Source organism: Kitasatospora sp. NPDC059146 (assembly GCF_042786665.1).
Classification (GTDB): Bacteria; Actinomycetota; Actinomycetes; order Streptomycetales; family Streptomycetaceae; genus Kitasatospora.
On the sequence record NZ_JBHZCY010000035.1, the window covers coordinates 1 to 20,422 of the forward strand.

Here is a 20,422-nt window from a genome sequence, read left to right on the forward strand (position 1 = left end):
TCCTCGGAGGGCCGCCACCGCCGTTTCGTCACGATTCGCCGCACGCGCCCCGTCCGTACCGCCGGACCACCGCAGGGTCCTCCTCGTCCCGGCGCATCCGGTGCGGCAGGATGTCCGGCATGACGTCGAGCGATCGTGACGAAACCGGCGGCCCGGACGGGCCCGGCGCCGCCGCAGGGCCCACCCCGGCAGCCGTCGCCACGGCCGTGCCGGCGGCCGACACCGTGGTCGTCCCGGCGGACGAGGACCGGGTGGCGGCGGCCGGCAGCGAGGTGTTCGGCGGCCCGCCCGGCCGGCGGGCGCTGCTCGGCGTCTCCTGGTGGATCCCGGTGCGGGTGCTGGCCCTGGTGGTGATCGTGGTCTCCGCGCTCGGCATGGTGCACAACCTGCCCTGCTACGACCAGGCCTGGTTCCAGCCGGGCTCGCCGCAGTACATCCACGCCTGCTACAGCGACGTCCCGCACCTGTTCTCCGGCCGCGGCTTCGCGGCCGGGCTGCACCCGTACGTGGACCGCATCCCCGGCACCACGGGGGACCTCCAGTACCTGGAGTACCCGGTGCTGACCGGCCTGTTCATGCAGGTCGCGGCCTGGCTGACGCCCGGCGGCGGCACCGAGCAGGCCCAGGAGCAGTGGTTCTGGGCGATCAACGCCGGGCTGCTGATGGCCTGCGCGGTGGTCGCCGCGGTCGCGCTCTCGCGCACCCACCGCCGCCGCCCCTGGGACGCGATGCTGTTCGCGCTCTCGCCGGTCCTGCTGCTCAACGGCACGATCAACTGGGACCTGCTCGCGGTCGCCCTGGCCGCCGTGGCGATGGCCTGGTGGTCCGGCTCCCGGCCGGGCTGGGCCGGGGTCTTCATCGGCCTGGCCACCGCGGCCAAGCTCTACCCGCTGCTGCTGATCGGCCCGCTGCTGGTGCTCTGCTGGCGGGTGGGCAAGTGGCGCGAGTTCCGGCTGCTGCTCGGCGGCGCGGTCGGGGCCTGGCTGGTGGTCAACCTGCCGATCATGCTGGCCAACTGGCAGGGCTGGTCGACCTTCTACGTGTTCAGCAAGCACCGCGGCGAGGACTACGGCTCGTTCTGGCTGATCCTGATGCAGCAGCGCGGCGTGGGGCTGGCCGACCTCGACCTCTACATCGGCGTGCTGATGGTGCTGGGCTGCGCGGCCATAGCGTGGCTCGCCCTCTCGGCGCCGCGACGGCCGCGGTTCGCGCAGCTGGCCTTCCTGGTGGTCGCGCTGTTCGTGCTGGTCAACAAGGTGTACTCGCCGCAGTACGCGCTCTGGCTGCTGCCGCTCGCGGCGCTGGCCCGGCCGCGCTGGCGCGACCTGCTGGTCTGGCAGGCCTGCGAGGTGCTGTACACCCTGGGCATCTGGTCCCACCTGGGCTTCGTCACCGGGCCCAAGCAGCACGGCATCGGCGAGCCGTGGTACCACTTCGCGATCGCGCTGCACCTGCTCGGCACGCTCTACCTGGTCGTGCTGGTGGTCCGGGACGCCCTGTACCCGGACCGCGACCCGGTCCGCTGGGACGGCACCGACGACCCCTCCGGCGGGGTGCTGGACGGCGCGCCGGACGTGGTGACCCTGGGCGCCGCCCGGCGGCTGGAGGAGGAGCGGAGCTACGCCGGATACGCGCCGGCCGGCTCCTTCGAGCAGTGGCTGGAGGAGCCACCGGCGAAGGAACCGGCCGACGGGAAGGCGTAGCGGCCCCCAGCGGCCCGTAGCGGCCGCCGGCGGCTCCTAGCGGTCCACCACCCGGTCGAAGTGGGTGGTGGTGTGCCGGACCTGGAGGCCCAGCTCCTCGCCGATCGCGGGGGGCGCGGTCTCGCCGTCCAGGAACAGCAGCGAGACCTGCATGTGCGGCGGCTCGGCGAACCAGAGCTGCTTGCCCGCCCAGTGGAACGGCGACTTGGTCTTGTTGACCGTCGCCAGGCCGGCCCGGGCGATGCCCTTGGCGCGGGCGCCCATGCTGGCCACGTACTTGGGCGCCTCCAGGCCGATGCCGTGCGCGGTGCCGCCGGCGACCACCAGGATGTGGCCGTCGGTGGGCGCCGGGTGCTGGCGGTAGCCGTAGCGCTCGCCCTTCTTCAAGGGGGTGACGTCCAGGACCGTGGCCCGGACCTCCAGCGCGCCGTGGTCGCCCAGCCAGAGCCGGGTGCCGATCCGGGCCCGGAACACGGTGCCCGGGTAGCGCTGGGCCAGCTGTTCCATGCCGGCCGCGCCCAGGTGGCTGACGAAGACGGTGTGCACCGGGATGCCGGCCGCCAGCGCGGTGTCCACCCAGTACACGACCTCCTCGACCGGGCTGGAGCCGTCCGGCCGGTCCATCGGCAGGTGCAGGGCGAGGCCCTCGAAGGAGACGCCGTCCAGCTCGGCGGCGACGGTGCGCAGGTCGGCGGCGCTCACGCCGTGCCGGCGCATGGTGGTCATGCACTCCAGCACCACCCGGGCGCCGTGCAGCGAGCGCAGCGCGTCCACGCTGGCCACCGTGCGGATCACCCGGGAGTGCGGCAGCGGGAGCACCTCCTCGCCGACCCGGTAGGGCGTGAGCACCAGCAGCTCGCCGCCGTACCACTCGGCGGCGTCGGCCGCCTCGTACGCGGTGCCGACGGCCAGCACACCGGTGCCGAGCAGGGTCGCCTCCTCGGCCAGCCGGTGGTTGCCCAGGCCGTAGCCGTTCCCCTTGGCGACGGGCACCAGGCCGGGGAACTCGGCGAGGACGGAGCGCTGGTGGGCGCGCCAGCGTTCGGTCTCGAGGTAGAGCGACAGCGTCATCGGGGCAGCCTCCTCAGCGGCGGGACATGTAGAGGTCGAGGGCCTTGTGCAGCAGCTTGTTCAGCGGGAAGTCCCACTCGCCGAGGTACTCGGCCGCCTGGCCGCCGGTGCCGACCTTGAACTGGATCAGACCGAACAGGTGGTCGTTCTCGTCCAGGGTGTCGCTGATGCCGCGCAGGTCGTACACGCCGCCGCCGAGGGCGTAGGCGTCGCGCATCATCCGCCACTGGATCGCGTTGGACGGCTTGACCTCGCGCTTGTGGTTGGCCGAGGCGCCGTAGGAGTACCAGACGTGCTCGCCGACCACCAGCATCGTGGTCGCGGCCAGCGGCTCGCCCTCGTGGTAGGCGATGTAGAGCCGCATCCGGTTCTGGTCCTCGGCGGTGAGGGCCTGCCACATCCGCTGGAAGTAGGACAGCGGGCGCGGGGTGAACTTGTCGCGCTCGGCGGTGACCAGGTAGAGCTGGTGGAAGATCGGCAGCTCGTCGTAGCCGCCCTGGTACACCTCGACGCCGCTCTTCTCGGCCTTCTTGATGTTGCGGCGCCAGAGCTGGTTGAAGTTCTTGTGGATGTCGTCCAGCGAGCGGTTGGCCAGCGGCACCTGGAAGACGTAGCGCGGCTGGACGTCGCCGAAGCCGGCCCCGCCGTCGTCGCCCTGCAGCCAGCCGGCCTTGCGCAGCCGGTCGGCCACCTCGAAGGCGCGGGCCTCGTACCAGTCGGCCTCGACGTCGCGCAGGCGCTTGGCCTGCTTGGCGGCGATGGCCTCCTTGATGGTGGGGGCGTTCCAGCGGCGGATGACGATCGGCGGGCCCATCTTCACCGAGAACGCGCCCTGCGACTTCAGGTGGGCGAGCATCGGGGAGAGCCAGCGGTCGAGGTCGCGGTCGAACCAGTCGATGACCGGGCCCTCGGGCAGGTAGGCGAGGTAGCGCTTGACCTTCGGCAGCTGGCGGTAGAGCACCAGGCCCGCGCCGACCAGCTGGTCGGCCTCGTCGAACCAGCCGATCGACTCCGAGCGCCACTCGGCCTTCACGTCGCCCCAGGACGGCACCTGCATGTGACTCGCCGAGGCGCGGCTCCTGATGAAGGCGAGGTGCTCCTCGCGGGTGATCGTCCTCAGGCGCAGGCTCATTGCTCGGTGCTCCTCGTCGGTCGGGCTGCGGTGGGCCCAGGTTCTCGGGCTCGACCCTATCGTCCGGGGCCCGGCGGCCCGGCGCTGCGGGCACGACGGCGCCCCCGGCGGGTACCTGTCTGATGCAGATACGCGACGGGGGCGCCGAGGGTTCCTGGAGCCGGGTGTTTCAGCCCCAGAGGCCGCCGCGGGCGATGCCGAGGTAGAAGCCGATGGCGGAGGCGCCGAGCGCGATCATCAGGACGAAGCGCTCGGCGGTGGTGACCGAGACGAACATGCCCCACAGGCCGGTGAGGATCCCGGCCAGGCCGGTCCACGAGGTCAGCAGGTGCAGGTTGTAGAAGAACGAGGTGGTGAAGGCGATCACACCCAGCACGGCCGTCAGGGCCACCAGGGTGTTCTCGCGGGGGTGCGGGTGGCCGTCGGTGTTCAGCGTGAGGGCGGGCATGCGGTGGACGGACTGGGCCATGAGTCCCACCTCCTGGCGTGGAGACGAACGGGCAGGAATCCCGTTCCGTCCAGATTGCGGCGGTTGGGTCCGTCTCACAACCCCTATGCGTTTTGTTCGGCCGTCCGGGTGCAGGTAGGCTGTGCCGTCTGCACTGGTGTAGTTGTGCCCCCTTGCGCCCTCTTCCGGGTGACACCCCTGGTGGGTGTACGGGGCCCGACTGTCCGACCCGGCCGCTACCGTGGGCCGGAGTCGTCACCGCACCGGTGCCGACGCTACGCACAACCCTCCTGCCACGGAGAGACCGTGGCCGCTGAGTCCAAAGGAGGTGGGTTACTCATGCGTCACTACGAGCTGATGGTCATCCTCGACCCGTCGGTCGAGGAGCGCGCTGTCTCCCCCCTGATCGAGTCCTTCCTGGCCGTCGTCCGCAACGCCGGCGGCAAGGTCGAGAAGGTCGACACCTGGGGTCGTCGCCGTCTGGCTTACGAGATCAACAAGCAGTCCGAGGGCATCTACTCGGTCATCGACCTCAAGGCCACGCCTGAGGTCGTCAAGGAGCTCGACCGCCAGATGGGCCTGAGCGAGTCGGTTCTGCGGACCAAGGTCCTGCGCCCGGACACCCACTGAGCCACTTCTGAGGCCTTCGGGTCTCGGGTAGCTCGCGTCCGCTGTTTCACGTGAAACAGCGGTGAACGGACATCTTCCCGAGAGGTCATCACCACCATGGCAGGCGAGACCGTCATCACCCTCGTCGGCAATCTCGTCGACGACCCCGAGCTGCGCTTCACCCCGTCGGGTGCGGCGGTCGCGAAGTTCCGCATCGCGTCCACCCCCCGCACCTTCGACCGTCAGACGAACGAGTGGAAGGACGGCGAGAGCCTCTTCCTCACGTGCAACGTCTGGCGGCAGCCGGCGGAGAACGTGGCCGAGTCGCTGCAGCGCGGCATGCGCGTCATCGTGCAGGGCCGACTGCGCCAGCGGTCTTACGAGACCAAGGAAGGCGAGAAGCGGACGGTCTTCGAGGTCGAGGTCGACGAGGTCGGTCCGAGCCTGCGTTCGGCGACCGCGAAGGTCACCCGGGCCAACCGGTCCGGCGCTCCCGGCGGCGGCTTCGGCGGCCAGCAGGGCGGCGGCCAGGGCGGTAACTGGGGCGGTGGCAACGGTGGCGGCCAGCAGGGCGGCGGCAGCTGGGGTGGAAACTCCGGCGGCGGCCAGTCCGGCCCCTCCGACGACCCGTGGGCGTCCAGCGCCCCGTCCGGTGGAAACCAGGGCGGCGGCGGCTGGGGAGGCGCCCCGTCCGGTGGCGGCTTCTCGGAAGAGCCCCCGTTCTAAGAGCTGACAGATTTCGTGCGGCCCGGCCGCAGGCGTCCCCGGACGCCGGTCGGGCCGTGAACCCCAAATGGAGCACACCATGGCGAAGCCGCCTGCTCGCAAGCCGAAGAAGAAGGTTTGCGTCTTCTGCAAGGACAAGGTCAACTACGTTGACTACAAGGACACGAACCTGCTGCGGAAGTACATCTCCGACCGCGGAAAGATCCGTGCCCGCCGTGTCACCGGCAACTGCACCCAGCACCAGCGTGACGTCGCCACGGCCGTGAAGAACAGCCGTGAGATGGCGCTGCTGCCCTACACCAGCACCGCGCGCTAAGAGAGGGTGACCGAGTAATGAAGATCATCCTCACGCACGAGGTTCCGGGTCTCGGCTCCGCCGGCGAGGTCGTCGAGGTCAAGGACGGCTACGCCCGCAACTTCCTGGTCCCGCGTGGCTTCGCCATCCGCTGGACCAAGGGCGGCCAGAAGGACGTCGACGCGATCCGTCGCGCCCGCAAGATCCACGCGATCCAGACCCTGGACGCGGCCAACGAGGTCAAGGGCAAGCTCGAGGGCGTCCAGGTCAAGCTGGCCGTTCGCTCGGGTGACGCCGGCCGTCTGTTCGGCTCGGTGACCCAGGCCGACGTCGTCGAGGCCATCAAGGCCGCCGGCGGCCCGGCCGTGGACAAGCGCGCCGTCGCGATCGCCTCGCCGATCAAGACCGTGGGCACCCACAAGGTCTCGGTCAAGCTGCACTCGGACGTCGTGGCCAACCTCGACGTCGCCGTCGTGGCTGCCTGAGTTCCGTAGCACCGGCCGAGGGCCGGACTCCCCCAGGGGAGTCCGGCCCTCGGGCGTTCCCGGGCCCGCTCAGTCGCGCACGGCCCCGGTGACCAGCCAGCGGCCGCCGCGGGCGCGGGCCACCAGGAAGACCGCGCGGACCAGCATGAACAGGTTCATCGCCCACCACAGCCCGGCCAGCCCGGTGCCGGTGGCCGGGACCAGGAACGCGGCCGGGGCGAACACCGCCAGGGTGGCGAGCGCCGCCCGGGCCAGGTAGGGGCCGTCCCCGGCGCCCATCAGCACGCCGTCCAGCACGAAGACCAGGCCCGCCACCGGCTGGCTCAGCGCGAGCAGCAGCAGGGCCGTGTGCAGCTGCCCCTGGACCACCGGGTCGGGGGTGAACAGCGGGACGTACAGGGGGCGGGCCAGCACCACCAGCAGGCCCAGCACCACCCCGGAGCACAGGCCCCACTCGACCATCCGCCGGGTGGCCGCGCGGGCGCCCGGGACGTCCGAGGCGCCCAGGTAGCGGCCGATGACGGCCTGGCCGGCGATCGCGATGGCGTCCAGCGCGAAGGCCAGGAAGCTGAACAGCGTCATGGCGATCTGGTGCGCGGCGACCTGGTCGTCGCCGAGCCGGGCGGCCACCGCGGTGGCGATCATCAGCACCGCGCGCAGGCTGACCGTGCGGACCAGCAGCGGCCCGCCCGCCCTGGCCCCGGCCCGGATGCCCGCCGCGTCCGGCCGCAGCGAGGCCCGCTCCCGGCGGGCGCCGCGGACCACCACGACCAGGTAGACCGCGGCCATCCCGGTCTGGGCCAGCACGGTGCCCCAGGCCGAGCCGGCCACCCCGAGCCCGGCGCCGTACACCAGGCTGGCGTTCAGCCCGATGTTGGCGGTGAAGCCGCCGACGGCCACCAGCAGCGGCGTACGGGTGTCCTGGAGGCCGCGCAGCACGCCGGTGGCGGCCAGCACCAGCAGCATCGCCGGGATCCCCAGGGAGCTGATCCGCAGGTACGTCACGGTGTACGGCGCCGCGGTCGGCGAGGCGCCTAGCAGGTCGGCCGCCCAGGGGGCCAGCAGCAGGGTGAGCAGGACCACCGGGACGGCCAGGCCGACGGCGAGCCAGAGGCCGTCGACGCCCTGCTGGACGGCGCCCCGGCGGTCCCCGGCGCCGATCCGGCGGGCCACCGCGGCGGTGGTGGCGTAGGCGAGGAAGACGAACACCCCGGTGGCGGTGGTGAGGGCGGCGGAGGCGACGCCGACCCCGGCGAGCTGGGGGGTGCCGAGGTGGCCGACGATCGCGGAGTCGGCCATCAGGAACAGCGGTTCGGCGACCAGGGCGCCGAAGGCGGGCACCGCCAGGGCGAGGATCTCGCGGTCGTGGCCGCGTCGGTCGTGGCCGCGGCCGGTGGGGCTGCGTCTGGAGGGCTCGGCGGGGGCGGTGCTCATGCGCTCCAGGGTACTCATCCACAGGTAAGAGGCCAATGGCCGGTTCGGTCGTTACTCGAAACTGCGAGCGGTGTGCTCCGTCCGGTCCGTGCCCACGGCTGTTCGGCGGTGTGTGAAGAATTTCTCATGCACAGGCCCCGGAAGAGGTAATCGCAGGTCAACAGGTTGACGATGGATCGATCGTCCGGTTATCCACAGGAGCTTCCACAGGGGTGTCCACAGCTTTGCGGCAGTTCTCCACAGCCCGGGGCCGCTCGTCCACACCCCCTGTGGATAACCGCCTTGGCGCGAGGGCGTCCGGCGCCTTAGCGTGGGCCCTCCACCCGACACTCCCACCGGCCCCGGCGTCCGATTTGTCGGGGCCGTGGCGTACAAAGAGGAGCGGCTCCGCTCCACCCAGCCACCGGCAAGGCCCGCTCCAACTTCGCACCACTCGCTGATCGGGGAACACGCGTGACCGGCCCCCAGTACGACGACCACGACGCCCCGCCGCCGGAGGAGGACTGGCAGACCGCCGAGGACCCCTTCCCGGCCGGCGCCTTCGACGACGCCCCCTTCCCGGACGGTCCCGGCGACCGGCTGCCGGTCTCCCGCAACCGCGGCGGCCAGGGTGGCGGCGGCGGTCAGGGCGGCAACCGGGGCGAGGGCTTCCGCAAGGGCGGCGGCGACTTCAACGGCAGGGGCGGCAAGAACGGCAAGGGCGGCGGCCGGGACGACCGCAGGGACGACGAGGGCCACGGCGGCGTCGACGGCTTCGAACGCGTCCCCCCGCAGGACCTCGCGGCAGAGCAGTCCGTGCTGGGCGGCATGCTGCTCTCCAAGGACGCCATCGCCGACGTGGTCGAGGTGCTCAAGCCGGCCGACTACTACCGGCCCGCGCACGAGATGGTGCACGGCGCGATCCTCGACCTGTACGCCCGCGGCGAGCCGGCCGACCCGATCACCGTGGCCGGCGAGCTCACCAAGCGCGGCGAGCTCCAGCGCGTCGGCGGCGCCGCCTACCTGCACACCCTGGTCAACTCCGTCCCGACCGCGGCCAACGCCGAGTACTACGCCCAGATCGTCGCCGAGCGCGGGGTGCTGCGCCGCCTGGTCGAGGCCGGCACCCGGATCGCCGGCATGGGCTACGCCGCCGAGGGCGACGTGGACGAGATCGTCAACGCCGCCCAGGCGGAGATCTACGCCGTCACCGAGCAGCGCACCAACGAGGACTACGCGCCGCTCGCCCACATCATGGAGGGCGCCCTCGACGAGATCGAGGCGATCGGCTCCCGCAACGGCCAGATGTCCGGCGTGCCGACCGGCTTCGCCGACTTCGACGCGCTCACCAACGGGCTGCACCCCGGCCAGATGATCGTCATCGCGGCCCGCCCCGCGATGGGCAAGTCCACCCTGGCGCTGGACTTCGCCCGGGCCTGCTCGATCCACCACAAGCTGCCGAGCGTGATCTTCTCGCTCGAAATGGGCCGCAACGAGATCGCCATGCGCCTGCTCTCCGCCGAGGCCAGGGTCGCGCTGCACCACATGCGCTCCGGCAACATGACGGACGACGACTGGACGCGGGTCGCCCGCCGGATGCCGGACGTCAGCGAGGCGCCGCTGTTCATCGACGACTCGCCGAACCTGTCGATGATGGAGATCCGCGCCAAGTGCCGCCGGCTCAAGCAGCGCAACGACATCAAGCTGATCGTCATCGACTACCTCCAGCTGATGCAGTCCGGCGGCTCCCGCCGGGCCGAGAACCGCCAGCAGGAGGTCTCGGACATGTCCCGTAACCTCAAGCTGCTGGCCAAGGAGCTGGAAGTGCCGGTCATCGCGCTGTCCCAGCTGAACCGTGGTCCCGAGCAGCGCACCGACAAGCGGCCGATGGTCTCCGACCTGCGCGAGTCCGGCTCGATCGAGCAGGACGCCGACATGGTCATCCTGCTGCACCGCGAGGACGCCTACGAGAAGGAGTCCCCGCGCGCGGGCGAGGCCGACCTGATCGTCGCCAAGCACCGTAACGGTCCGACCGCGACCATCACCGTCGCCTTCCAGGGCCACTACTCGCGCTTCGTCGACATGACCCGGGACTGACGCCCGGGGCGGTGCGGCCGGTGCGGTCGGGGTGGCCGGTCAGAACCAGGACAGGCAGTGCGGCGGGCGCTCGGTGCGGAACAGGGCGTCGGCGAGGGCGACCGCCTCCGGGCGGTGGGCCCGGACGTGCCCGGCCCGCACCAGCGTGCCCACGGGGGTGCCGCCGAGGTAGACCGCGCCCAGGTCCCGCACGTCCAGCGTGAGGTCGGGCTCCCGGTCGGTCGGGACGCACACGGCCTCGCCGCTCCGGACGGTCAGCAGGTGGCGGGCGCGCTCGCCGAGGAACGGGTCGTCCACGTCGAGGACGAGCTCGCCGTCGGCGGACCAGCCGCGCGCGGTCAGCGCCCGGGGGACGTCCAGCAGCCGGACCCAGAGCCACTCGCTGCTGTTGCCCACCTGGGCGGCGCCGAAGTCCGCGAGCTGCCAGCGCAGCGGGTGCTCGGCCGGGAAGTGCTTGAAGACGACCTGGTCGACCAGGTCGTGCCCGAGCAGGAACCGGGCCAGGGCCGAGGTGACGGTGTCGTCGACGGCGACGGTCTCGTCCACCGTCAGGGTGTCCCCGTCCAGGGAGTAGCTGGCGTAGCCGTCCGGGGTGCCGGCGGCGTCGCGGTGGACGGCGATGTAGCGCGGCGCCGCGGCGACCGGGGGCTGCCCGGCGCCCAGGGCCCACCAGCGGTGCGGGCGGGACAGCGCACCGGGCCGGGCGCGGCGGTAGCGGTCGTAGACCTCCTCCAGGAGGTCCCGGCAGTCGGCGCGCCGCAGCAGCTCGACCGAGCCGGTGTCCGTGCCCCCGCCGGCCCGCGGGGCGGTGAAGGCGGCCCGGTGGCGCGGCACCGTCAACCGCCCGGTGTACGTCGCCGGGCCGTAGCCGAACCGGCCGTAGATCGCGGGCTCGGAGGCCAGCAGCACGGACAGGAACTCCCCGCGGGCCCGCAGGTCGGCGAGCTGGCGCCGCATCATCGCGGTCAGTACGCCCCGGCGGCGGTGGGTGGGCAGGACGCCGACGAAGCTCACTCCGGAGACCGGGGTGAGCGCCCCGCCGGGCAGGGTGAGCTCGAAGGAGTACGCGGCGGCGGTGCCGACCGGACGCCCGTCGTCCGTCACCGCGAGCAGGCCGCGCTCCGGTTCGATCGCCGACCACCAGACCCTGCTGCCGTCCTCGGCCCGGGCCTCCGGGAAGCGGCCGAACGCGGCGTGGACGGTGTCGACGAAGACGTCGAGGTCCTTCTCGGTCGTGGAACGGATCTCCATCGCTGCTGGGCCCTCCCCTGGGTACGGCCCACGGTGCGCGGGCCGCCGACAGTCCAGCCGTGACCGGTGGGCGGAGCAAACGAATTTCGCCCGGCCGTGGCCGGAGCGGGTCCGGGGGGCGGGGCGGGTCCGGGGGCGGATCAGACGGTGACGGTGGCCCGGAAGAGGGTGCCGGGGGTGCCGGAGAGGCGGGTCGGGGTGCCGGTGGCGGGGAGGAAGGCGGACTGGCCGCGGGCGAGGTCCAGTACGGCGCCGTCGGCGGCGGTGAGCCGGACGGCGCCCTCGGTGCAGAGCAGGATCTGCGGGGTGCGGCCGTCGATCTCCCGCTGCACGCCGTCCAGTTGGAAGCGGGACAGCCGGAACTCGTCGATCGGGACGGGGTAGAGCCGCTCGCCGGGGGTGCCCTCGACCGGGACGGGGTGCACCACCTCGGGGGCGCCGGGCTCGAAGAGCACGACCTTCAACAGTTCCGGGACGTCGATGTGCTTGGGGGTGAGGCCGGCCCGCAGCACGTTGTCCGAGTTGGCCTGGAGCTCCACGCAGACGCCGGACAGGTAGGCGTGCGGCACCCCGGCGCCCAGGTAGAGCGCCTCGCCGGCCCGTAGCCGGACGTGGTTGAGCAGCAGGCCGGCGATCACGCCGCGGTCGTCCGGGAAGTCCTTCGCGATCCGGGCGTACGGGGCGTGCGGGCCGTCCGGGTCGGTGCCGGCCAGCGCGGCGACGGTCTCCCGGACGGTCCGTGCGGCGGTCTCGTCGTCCAGGGTGAGCAGGGTGGCCAGGGTGCGGCGCAGCGCCTCGGCCTCGGCCTCGGGGCCGCCGTCCTCGCCGACGGCCAGCAGCGCGATCAGCGGGTCCAGCCCGGGCACCCCGAGGGCGGCCATCAGCTGCGCCGCCCCGGCGGGCCGGCGGAAGCCGCACAGGCCCTCGAAGTCGCCGAGCGCGCACACCATTTCGGGCTTGTGGTTGTCGTCGCGGTAGCTCCGCTCCGGGGCGTCCGGCGCGATGCCGAGGGCGTTCTCGGCGGCGAAGCCGGCCCGGGCCTGGTCCGGTGTGGGGTGGGCCTGGATGGACAGCGGGATGCCGGCGGCGAGCACCTTGAACAGGAACGGCAGGCTCGGCCCGAACCGGGCCACGCTCGCCGCGCCGAGCTCGCCCTCGGGGTCGGCCGCGATCAGCTCGTCCAGTCGGCGCGGGCCTTCGCCGCGGTCGGCCCGGGACGGGTCGCCGGGGTGGGCGCCCATCCACAGCTCGGCCTGCGGTTCGCCGGTCGGCTCCTGGCCGAGCAACTCGGGCAGGGCCGTGAGCGACCCCCAGGCGTACGGGCGGACGGTGTTGACGAGCCTGTCCATGCGCGCGGTCCTACTCCTTCGCTGACGGGGCTGCCCCGGACGTCCCGGGTCCGGGCCGGCGGTGCGGGCCCGGCGGTGCGGGCCCGGCGGTGCGGGCGGTCCGGGCCCGGGCAAGGGCATCGACCCTAGCTGACCTGGGTCGCCCGCGGGGAAACGGTGGGCATCAGGGGGGAGTGCCGTGGTCCGACCAGCGGTTCCCGGGCGCGGTAGTAGAATGCCAGGACGCAGTAGTATCCGCCCCCCGCAGCATTCTCCACCGTGGTCATCCCGTCGGCGGGCTGTCGGCGGGGCCGCGTTCCAGAGTGCGGGCGACGGTGTTCTGACACTCCCCGCCATCGGCCGAGAGGTTTGTACGTGACCGTGAACCAGCAGAGTTTTGCTGATCTCGGCAGGGTCCTGGTGATCATCCCGACCTACAACGAGGCGGAGAACGTCGAGCGGATCGTCGGCCGGGTCCGTGCCGCGGTGCCCGAGGCGCACGTGCTGGTCGCCGACGACAACAGCCCCGACGGCACCGGCGAGCTGGCGGACAAGCTGGCCGCCGAGGACGGCAACGTCCACGTCCTGCACCGCAAGGGCAAGGAGGGCCTGGGCGCCGCCTACCTCGCGGGCTTCCGCTGGGGCATCGACAACGGCTACGACGTCCTGGTCGAGATGGACGCGGACGGCTCGCACCAGCCCGAGGAGCTGGACCGGCTGCTGGGCGCGCTGCGCGGCGCCGACCTGGTGCTCGGCTCGCGCTGGGTGCCGGGCGGCCGGGTGGTGAACTGGCCGAAGTCGCGCCTGCTGCTCTCCCGCGGCGGCTCGACCTACTCGCGGCTGATGCTGGGCGTGCCGATCCGGGACGTCACCGGCGGCTACCGGGCCTTCCGCAAGGAGACCCTGCTGGGCCTGGGCATGGACGAGGTGGCCTCGGCCGGCTACTGCTTCCAGGTCGACCTGGCCTGGCGCACGGTGAAGGCCGGCTTCAAGGTCGCCGAGGTGCCGATCACCTTCGTCGAGCGCGAGCTCGGGGCCTCCAAGATGAGCCGCGGCATCGTGGTCGAGGCGCTCTGGCGGGTGACCTCCTGGGGTGTCGCCGACCGGGTGTCCCGGGCGCGCGGCGGTGCCGCGAAGGGCTGAGCCGCCCCCGATCGTGCGAAGGGCCCGTCTGCCGGGATACGGCGGACGGGCCCTTCGTCGTACCCGGGGGCGACCGGCTGTCGAGGCCGGCCGGTCAGCAGCCGCCCCGGAGGGCGCTCTCCGGCAGGTAGCGGTCGGCCCAGACGGCCAGCTCGTTGAGGGCCGGTTTCAGGGCGACGCCGCCCTCGGTGAGCCGGTAGCTGACCCGCAGCGGCGGGCCGGGGTCGACCTCGCGGACGACCAGCCCGGCCTCGGTCAGTTCGGTCAGCCGGTCGGAGAGCATCCGCTCGCTGATGCCCGGTACGGCGCGGCGCAGCTCGGAGAAGTAGGCCGGTCCGCCGTTGTTGAGCACGCCCAGCAGCATGCCGGTCCAGCGCTTGCCGAGCAGGGTGAACACCCGGTTGAGGGCCAGGTCGACGTTGGCGCAGCCGCCGCGGACGGCAGGGGCGGCGCACGCGTCGACCGCGGTCGGTACTGCGTCGGTCACTACCTCGGGCTCGGCCATGGATCCAGCGTACTCGACCGGGCACTAGTGACTGCGGAAAAGTAAGCTGCTACCTTAGTTGCAGCTGCGAGGGAAAAGGCAGCTACTAATTCTCTGGAGGACCGCCATGCCCACGCTCCTGCACATCGACTCCTCGGCGCTCACCGACGGCTCCGTCTCCCGCGAGGTCACGGCCGCCTTCCGGGCCGCCTGGGAGGCCGAGCACCCCGGCGGCACGGTGGTCCACCACGACCTCGCCGCCGACCCGATGCCGCACCTGGACGCCGCCGGCATCACCGCCGGATACCTCCCGGCCGAGGCGCGCACCGCCGAGCAGGCCGCCGCCTTCGCGCTGCGCGAGCGGCTGATCGTCGAGCTGGAGACCGCCGACGCCGTGCTGATCGGCGCCCCGATGTACAACTTCACGATCCCGTCGACCCTCAAGGCCTGGCTGGACCAGGTGGTCCTGATGGGCCGCACCGCCGGCGAGCAGCCCTCCGCCAAGGGCACCCCGGTCACCGTGGTCGCCTCCCGCGGCGGCTCGTACGGCCCCGGCGCCCCGCGCGAGCCGTTCGAGTTCGTCATCACCTACCTGGAGAAGGTACTGGCCGGCGGGCTCGGGCTGGAGGTCGACTTCATCGTCCCGGAGTTCACCATGGCGGCGAGCGTCCCGGCGCTGGCCGAGTTCGTCCCGGTCGCCGCCGAGTCCAAGGCCAAGGCCCTGGAACTGGCCGCCGCCCGGGGCAAGGAGCTCGCCGCCCGGGCCGCGGTGTGACGTGCGCCCGAAGGCGCGTCCCACCGGGCGCGCCTTCCGCGCAATCGGCGGCCGGTACTCCCATGCTGTAGGGCGCAGGAAGTCCGACCGCCGACCAGAGGGAGCAGCCCGTGACGTCGTCCCCGCCCGAGGAGAGCGCCGGCGCGGAACGGGTGGACGCCGAGCCCGTCGCGGCCGGGCTCCCCGACGACGCCGGGCGGACCGCCCGACCGCTGGAGGTCTCCGTCTTCACCGGGCCCGAGTCGTCCTTCTTCGCCACCTCCACGCTGATCCTCGGCGAGCAGACCGCGATCCTCGTCGACGCCCAGCTCACCCGCAGCGCCGGGCGCGAACTGGCCGAATGGGTCGCGGGCAAGGGCCGCCGGCTGCTCGCCGTCGTGGTCACCCACCAGCACCCGGACCACTACTTCGGGGCCGAGGAGGTGCTGAGGCTCTTCCCGGACGCCCAGCTGCTGGCCGCCCCGGCGGTGGTCGAGGGCATCCGGCGCACCGTCGCGGCCAAGGTCGCCCAGTGGAAGCCGGTCTACGGCGACGACATCCCGGACCACCCGCTGGTGCCCGCCCCGCTGCTGCCGCAGCCGCTGATGCTCGACCGCCAGGTCATCCCGGTGCTGCTGCTCGGCCAGGCCGACTGCGGGGAGTCCACGGTCGTCCACGTGCCGAGCATCCGGACCGTGATCGCCGGGGACTTCGTCTGCAACGGCACCCACGTGTGGACCGCCGACACCACCCCGGCCCAGCGCACCACCTGGGGCCACAACCTCGGCCGGATCGCCGACCTCGGCGTGGACCGGGTGATCGCCGGGCACCGCGCCCCCGACCAGGGCGACGACGCGGCCCGGGTGCTCGCCTTCACCGGGGAGTACCTGCGGGACTTCGACCGGCTGCTCGCCGAGCACCCGGACGACCCGGAGGCGCTGGTCACGGCGATGAACGAGCGGTACGGGGAGCTGACCCTGCCGTCCTTCCTGGACCTGGGGGCGGCCGCCAACACCGCCCGGTCCGCCGCCGCTCCGGCGGTCGGGGCCGAGGACGGGGCCGAGGGTGAGGACGAAGAGGGGACGGCCGGGGACGGCCCGGACGGGGCCGACCGGTAGGGCGGGATACTGGCGGCATGACGACGCCGTACGACGTGATCGTTCCGGCGGGCGGCGCGGCCCGGAGGCTGGGCGGCGTCGACAAACCCGGCCTGACCGTCGGCGAGTCCACCCTGCTGGACCGGGTGCTCGCCGCCTGCACCGGTGCCCGGACCACCGTGGTGGTCGGCCCCGCCCGGCCCACCGCGCGCCCGGGCGTCCGCTGGACCAGGGAGCAGCCGCCCGGCGGCGGGCCGGTCGCCGCCGTCGCGGCCGGGCTCGACCTGGTCACCGCGGACACCGTGCTGCTGCTCGCCGCCGACCTGCCCTTCCTGGACCGCCGTACGGTGGACCGGCTGGTCGCCGCCCTCGACCGGGCCGGACCGCACGCCGACGCCGCCGTACTGGTCGACGCGGGCGGCCGCGACCAGCCGCTCGCCGCCGCCTACCGCACCGCCCCGCTGCGCGCCGCGCTCGCCGGGCTCGGCGACCCGGCCGGGCAGCCGCTGCGCCGCCTGGTCGGCGGGCTGCCCGGGCTGCGGGTCGCCGACACCGACAACGTCGCGTACGACTGCGACACCTGGGAGGACCTGGAACGGGCCCGGGAGCGGGAGAAGTCCTGACCGGCGGCCGGGCGCTGAGCGGGCCTCACCGGGCCGGGCCGCCGGTCGTGAGGGGAACGACGCGCCCCGCACACGGGGTGAACACCTCGGGGAAACCGCCGATCGGGCAGCATGGGCGCATGGAGCGCACGCTGGAAGACTGGATCGCCGAGGTCAAGGCCGACCTGGGCATCGACCTGGACGTGGACGTCCGGGGACTGCTCGACCTGGCCCGGGTGGTCGCGCACGGGGTGGCCCGGCCCGCCGCGCCGCTGACCGCCTTCCTGATCGGCTACGCGGCCGCGCAGCAGGGCGGCGGGGCGGAGGCCGTGGCCGAGGCCTCCCGGCGGACCGCGGCGCTCGCCGAGCGGTGGAGTCCGGCCGACGGCCCGGGGGAGCCGTGAGCGAGGTCGGACGGACCACCGTGACCGTTCCCGCCACCGGCCCCGGCGTGCTGAGCTGGTCGCGCGCCCGGGAGGCCGCGCGCCGGGCCGGGCTGCGGCCGCTGCCGGTGATCGGGCTGCCGCTGGCCGAGGCGCTCGGGCACGTCCTCGCCGAACCGCTCGGCGCGCTCACCGACCTGCCCGCCTTCGACACCTCCGCGATGGACGGCTGGGCGGTCGCCGGGCCGGGGCCCTGGAAGGTCACCGGCCGGGTGCTGGCCGGCCGCACCGAGGTGGCGCCGCTGGCCGACGGCGGCGCCGTCGAGATCGCCACCGGCGCCCAACTGCCGCCCGGCGCCACCGCCGTACTGCGCCGCGAACACGGCCGTGCGGACGGCGCGCTGCTGCGCGACACCGGCCCCCAGCAGCTGACCACCGGCCAGGACGTCCGCCCGCGCGGCCAGGAGTGCCGCCGGGGCGAGGAGTTGCTGCCCGCGGGGACGGTGGTCGGGCCGGCCGTGCTCGGCCTGGCCGCCGCCTGCGGCCACGACCGGCTCGCCGTGCGCCGTCGGCCGGCGGTCCAACTGCTGGTGCTCGGCGACGAGTTGCTCGACACCGGGATCCCCGGACCCGGGCTGGTCCGGGACGCGCTCGGCCCGCTGCTGCCGCCCTGGCTGCGGGCGGCCGGCGCCGACGTGACCGAGGTCCGCTGCGTCCAGGACGACTTCGGGCTGCTGCGGGACGCCCTGCGGCACTCCACCGCCGACGTCGTGGTCACCACCGGCGGGACGGCCGCCGGTCCGGTGGACTTCCTGCACCGGGCGCTCGCCGAGGCCGGCGCCCGACTGCTGGTGGACGGCGTGGCCGTCCGCCCCGGACACCCCATGCTGCTGGCCGAACTCAGCGGCGGGCGCCACCTGGTGGGCCTGCCGGGCAACCCGCTCGCCGCCGTCGCCGGCATGGTCACCCTGGCCCTGCCGCTGCTGCACGCCCGCGGTGGCCGGGCACCCGGCGCGCCCGCGCTCGCCCCGGCGGCCGTCCTGCTGCCCGGGCACCCGGTGGACACCCGGCTGCAACCGGTGCGGCGCACCGCCGAGGGCGTGGTGCCGCTCGCCTTCGACGGGCCCGCGATGCTGCGCGGCCTCGCCCGGGCCGAGGCCCTGGCCGTCGTCCCGCCCGGCGGGGCGGCCGCGGGGGAGACCGTCGAACTGGTGGAGGCACCATGAGCAGGTTGCGACGCATCTCGGCGCCGGGGACGGAGCCGTGGGCGGACGCCGGGATCGTGCTGCCCGCGCGCCGCACCGCGCCCGCCGTCCGGCAGGTCGGCTCACGGCTGCTGGTCGCGCTGGCCGTGCTGGTCGCCACCTCGGTGATCGTCTACCTCGACCGGGCCGGCTACCACGACAACGCGGGCGGCGAACTCAGCTTCCTGGACGCGGCGTACTACGCCACCGTGACGCTCTCCACCACCGGCTACGGCGACATCACCCCGTACAGCGACGGCGCGCGGCTCACCAACATCTTCGTGATCACCCCGCTGCGCGTGGTGTTCCTGATCATCCTGGTCGGCACCACGCTGGAGGTGCTCACCGAACGGACCCGCCTGCAATGGCGGTTGAACCGCTGGAGGTCCACCGTGCGCGAGCACACCGTCGTCATCGGCTTCGGGACGAAGGGGCGCAGCGCCGTCGACACCCTGCTCGGGCAGGGGGTGAAGGCGGAGGAGATCGTCGTCGTCGACCCGCAGCGCAAGGTGATCGAGCACGCCTCGCAGCACGGCCTGGTCGGGGTGGTCGGCGACGCGACCCGGACCGACACCCTGGTGCGGGCCGCCGTCCCCGCCGCGGCCCGGATCGTGGTCGCCCCGGAACGGGACGACACCGCGGTGCTGATCACCCTGACGGCACGGCAGCTGAACAAGGGCGCCACCGTGGTCGCGGCCGTCCGGGAGGACGAGAACGCACCCCTGCTGCGGCAGAGCGGCGCCGACGTCGTGGTCACCAGCTCCAGTTCGGCCGGGCGGCTGCTCGGGCTGTCGATGCTCAGCCCGCACGCCGGGGCGGTGATGGAGGACCTGCTGACGTACGGGAACGGGCTGGACGTGGTCGAGCGTCCGGTCACCCGGGCCGAGGCGGGCCACAGTCCGCGCGCGTGCGAGGAACTGGTGGTCGCGGTGGTCCGGGGCCGGCGGGTGCTCAACTACACCGAGCCGGAGGCCGCCGTGCTGCAGCTCACCGACCGGGTGATCGTCATCAAGTCGGCCGCGCAGGGCGGGGCCTGAGCCCCGGAGCGCCGTGCGCCGCAGTAGGTTCGGGGCATGCATGCGATGACGATTCCCGTACCCGGCGGCCCCGAGGCACTGGTGTGGGCCGAGGTCCCCGACCCGGTGCCCGGCGAGGGCGAGGTCCTGGTCGAGGTGGCGGCCACCGCCGTCAACCGCGCCGACCTGCTCCAGCGGCAGGGCTTCTACAACCCGCCGCCCGGCGCCTCCCCCTACCCCGGACTGGAGTGCGCCGGGCGGATCGTCGCGCTCGGCCCGGGCGTGGCCGGCTGGGCCGTCGGCGACGAGGTGTGCGCGCTGCTGGCCGGCGGCGGCTACGCCCAGCGGGTCGCGGTGCCGAGCGGGCAGCTGCTGCCGCTGCCGAAGGGGCTGAGCCCGGAGCAGGCCGCCGCCCTGCCGGAGGTGGCCTGCACCGTGTGGTCCAACGTCTTCCTCACCGCGCACCTGCGGCCGGGCGAGACGGTGCTGCTGCACGGCGGCGCGAGCGGGATCGGGACGATGGCGATCCAGCTGGCCAAGGCGGTCGGCGCCCGGGTCGCGGTGACGGCCGGCAGCGCGGCGAAGCTGGCCCGGTGCACCGAGCTGGGCGCGGACATCGCGATCGACTACCGGGAGCAGGACTTCGTCGAGGTGCTCCGGGAGGCCACCGACGGGGCCGGGGCGGACGTGGTCCTGGACATCATGGGGGCCAAGTACCTGCAGCGGAACGTGGAGGCGCTGGCCGTCAACGGGCGGCTGGTGATCATCGGGCTGCAGGGCGGGGTGAAGGGCGAACTCGACCTCAACGCGCTGCTGCGCAAGCGGGCGGCGGTGATCGCCACCAACCTGCGCGGGCGGCCGCTGGCCGAGAAGGCGGCGATCGTGGCGGCGGTGCGGGAGCACGTGTGGCCGCTGGTGGAGTCCGGGGTGGTGAAGCCGGTGGTGGACCGGGTGCTGCCGCTGACGGAGGTCGGCGAGGCGCACCGGGTGCTGGAGGCGGGGGAGCAGGTCGGGAAGGTCGTGCTGACGGTCTGAGCGCTGGGCCCGGTCCGGGGCGGGGGTACCGCCGCGTGTCCGAAATGCCGCGATTGTCGGACTGTGTGAGGCTGGTGCGGAGCTGTCCCGCCGCCGAACCCGCCTC

Annotated in this window: 19 protein-coding genes and 2 pseudogenes; 14 read left to right on the forward strand and 7 right to left on the reverse strand. The window is 73.6% G+C overall.

The window, feature by feature from the left end; translation table 11 throughout:
* Positions 1–119 precede the first annotated feature (119 nt).
* Positions 120–1,703: a glycosyltransferase family 87 protein gene (locus tag ACFXPX_RS17475; RefSeq protein WP_380642070.1), complete on the forward strand. Its 1,584-nt coding sequence runs from the start codon at positions 120–122 to the stop codon at positions 1,701–1,703.
* A 36-nt stretch (positions 1,704–1,739) separates the two neighbouring features.
* Here the strand turns inward: ACFXPX_RS17475 and ACFXPX_RS17480 are convergent, their stop codons facing one another.
* The 3 genes from ACFXPX_RS17480 to ACFXPX_RS17490 form a co-directional block, all read right to left on the reverse strand.
* Positions 1,740–2,774, reverse strand: coding sequence for an alanine racemase (locus ACFXPX_RS17480; RefSeq protein ID WP_375882884.1), 1,035 nt, complete (start codon positions 2,772–2,774; stop codon positions 1,740–1,742).
* Positions 2,775–2,787: 13 nt separating this feature from the next.
* Positions 2,788–3,906 carry a lipid II:glycine glycyltransferase FemX gene (locus ACFXPX_RS17485; RefSeq protein ID WP_375882883.1) on the reverse strand — a complete coding sequence of 373 codons (1,119 nt, stop codon included), beginning with the start codon at positions 3,904–3,906 and terminating at the stop codon, positions 2,788–2,790.
* Positions 3,907–4,075: 169 nt separating this feature from the next.
* Positions 4,076–4,375 carry a hypothetical protein gene (locus ACFXPX_RS17490; protein ID WP_380642073.1) on the reverse strand — a complete coding sequence of 100 codons (300 nt, stop codon included), beginning with the start codon at positions 4,373–4,375 and terminating at the stop codon, positions 4,076–4,078.
* 318 nt (positions 4,376–4,693) lie between these two features.
* Between ACFXPX_RS17490 and rpsF the strand changes: the two genes are divergently transcribed.
* The 4 genes from rpsF to rplI all read left to right on the forward strand — a co-directional run bounded on the left by rpsF (position 4,694) and on the right by rplI (position 6,469).
* Positions 4,694–4,984, forward strand: a complete 291-nt coding sequence (rpsF, locus tag ACFXPX_RS17495) for a 30S ribosomal protein S6 (RefSeq protein WP_375882877.1) — start codon at positions 4,694–4,696, stop codon at positions 4,982–4,984.
* Between the two features lie 96 nt (positions 4,985–5,080).
* On the forward strand, positions 5,081–5,689 hold the full coding sequence (locus ACFXPX_RS17500) for a single-stranded DNA-binding protein (protein ID WP_375882874.1): 609 nt from the start codon (positions 5,081–5,083) through the stop codon (positions 5,687–5,689).
* Between the two features lie 79 nt (positions 5,690–5,768).
* Complete coding sequence (rpsR, locus tag ACFXPX_RS17505) at positions 5,769–6,005, forward strand: 30S ribosomal protein S18 (protein WP_030059640.1); 237 nt, start codon at positions 5,769–5,771, stop codon at positions 6,003–6,005.
* Between the two features lie 17 nt (positions 6,006–6,022).
* Positions 6,023–6,469 (forward strand): 50S ribosomal protein L9, encoded by a 447-nt coding sequence (gene rplI, locus ACFXPX_RS17510; protein WP_360227569.1) that lies wholly within the window; start codon positions 6,023–6,025, stop codon positions 6,467–6,469.
* Between the two features lie 69 nt (positions 6,470–6,538).
* Here rplI and ACFXPX_RS17515 read toward each other — a convergent pair whose 3' ends face one another.
* Positions 6,539–7,903 (reverse strand): MATE family efflux transporter, encoded by a 1,365-nt coding sequence (locus ACFXPX_RS17515; RefSeq protein WP_380642075.1) that lies wholly within the window; start codon positions 7,901–7,903, stop codon positions 6,539–6,541.
* Between the two features lie 579 nt (positions 7,904–8,482).
* Here ACFXPX_RS17515 and dnaB point away from each other — a divergent pair.
* Complete coding sequence (dnaB, locus tag ACFXPX_RS17520) at positions 8,483–9,979, forward strand: replicative DNA helicase (protein WP_380642098.1); 1,497 nt, start codon at positions 8,483–8,485, stop codon at positions 9,977–9,979.
* 39 nt (positions 9,980–10,018) lie between these two features.
* Here the strand turns inward: dnaB and ACFXPX_RS17525 are convergent, their stop codons facing one another.
* Both ACFXPX_RS17525 and manA read right to left on the reverse strand, forming a co-directional pair.
* Positions 10,019–11,230 carry a GNAT family N-acetyltransferase gene (locus ACFXPX_RS17525; protein WP_380642077.1) on the reverse strand — a complete coding sequence of 404 codons (1,212 nt, stop codon included), beginning with the start codon at positions 11,228–11,230 and terminating at the stop codon, positions 10,019–10,021.
* A gap of 140 nt (positions 11,231–11,370) precedes the next feature.
* Positions 11,371–12,579 (reverse strand): mannose-6-phosphate isomerase, class I, encoded by a 1,209-nt coding sequence (manA, locus tag ACFXPX_RS17530; RefSeq protein ID WP_380523773.1) that lies wholly within the window; start codon positions 12,577–12,579, stop codon positions 11,371–11,373.
* 354 nt (positions 12,580–12,933) lie between these two features.
* Here manA and ACFXPX_RS17535 point away from each other — a divergent pair, with 354 nt between their 5' ends.
* Positions 12,934–13,701: a polyprenol monophosphomannose synthase gene (locus tag ACFXPX_RS17535; protein WP_380523775.1), complete on the forward strand. Its 768-nt coding sequence runs from the start codon at positions 12,934–12,936 to the stop codon at positions 13,699–13,701.
* Positions 13,702–13,795: 94 nt separating this feature from the next.
* Here the strand turns inward: ACFXPX_RS17535 and ACFXPX_RS17540 are convergent, their stop codons facing one another.
* Positions 13,796–14,206 carry a winged helix-turn-helix transcriptional regulator gene (locus ACFXPX_RS17540; RefSeq protein WP_375882862.1) on the reverse strand — a complete coding sequence of 137 codons (411 nt, stop codon included), beginning with the start codon at positions 14,204–14,206 and terminating at the stop codon, positions 13,796–13,798.
* 106 nt (positions 14,207–14,312) lie between these two features.
* On the opposite strand from ACFXPX_RS17540, the gene ACFXPX_RS17545 reads away from it, so the two are divergent.
* The 7 genes and pseudogenes from ACFXPX_RS17545 to ACFXPX_RS17575 all read left to right on the forward strand — a co-directional run bounded on the left by ACFXPX_RS17545 (position 14,313) and on the right by ACFXPX_RS17575 (position 20,316).
* Positions 14,313–14,960 (forward strand): FMN-dependent NADH-azoreductase, encoded by a 648-nt coding sequence (locus tag ACFXPX_RS17545; protein ID WP_375882860.1) that lies wholly within the window; start codon positions 14,313–14,315, stop codon positions 14,958–14,960.
* 110 nt (positions 14,961–15,070) lie between these two features.
* Positions 15,071–16,057, forward strand: a complete 987-nt coding sequence (locus ACFXPX_RS17550) for an MBL fold metallo-hydrolase (protein ID WP_380523778.1) — start codon at positions 15,071–15,073, stop codon at positions 16,055–16,057.
* Positions 16,058–16,074: 17 nt separating this feature from the next.
* Positions 16,075–16,647: pseudogene (locus ACFXPX_RS17555) on the forward strand (molybdenum cofactor guanylyltransferase); the annotation flags it as partial.
* A gap of 113 nt (positions 16,648–16,760) precedes the next feature.
* A pseudogene (locus ACFXPX_RS17560) lies at positions 16,761–17,042 on the forward strand (DUF6457 domain-containing protein); the annotation flags it as partial.
* Positions 17,039–18,247, forward strand: a complete 1,209-nt coding sequence (locus tag ACFXPX_RS17565) for a molybdopterin molybdotransferase MoeA (RefSeq protein ID WP_380642079.1) — start codon at positions 17,039–17,041, stop codon at positions 18,245–18,247. The pseudogene ACFXPX_RS17560 and the gene ACFXPX_RS17565, both read left to right, overlap by 4 nt.
* Positions 18,244–19,302, forward strand: coding sequence for a potassium channel family protein (locus ACFXPX_RS17570; protein ID WP_380523782.1), 1,059 nt, complete (start codon positions 18,244–18,246; stop codon positions 19,300–19,302). Before ACFXPX_RS17565 ends, ACFXPX_RS17570 begins: the two co-directional genes overlap by 4 nt.
* A 36-nt stretch (positions 19,303–19,338) precedes the next feature.
* On the forward strand, positions 19,339–20,316 hold the full coding sequence (locus ACFXPX_RS17575; protein WP_380523784.1) for an NAD(P)H-quinone oxidoreductase: 978 nt from the start codon (positions 19,339–19,341) through the stop codon (positions 20,314–20,316).
* Positions 20,317–20,422: the final 106 nt, after the last annotated feature.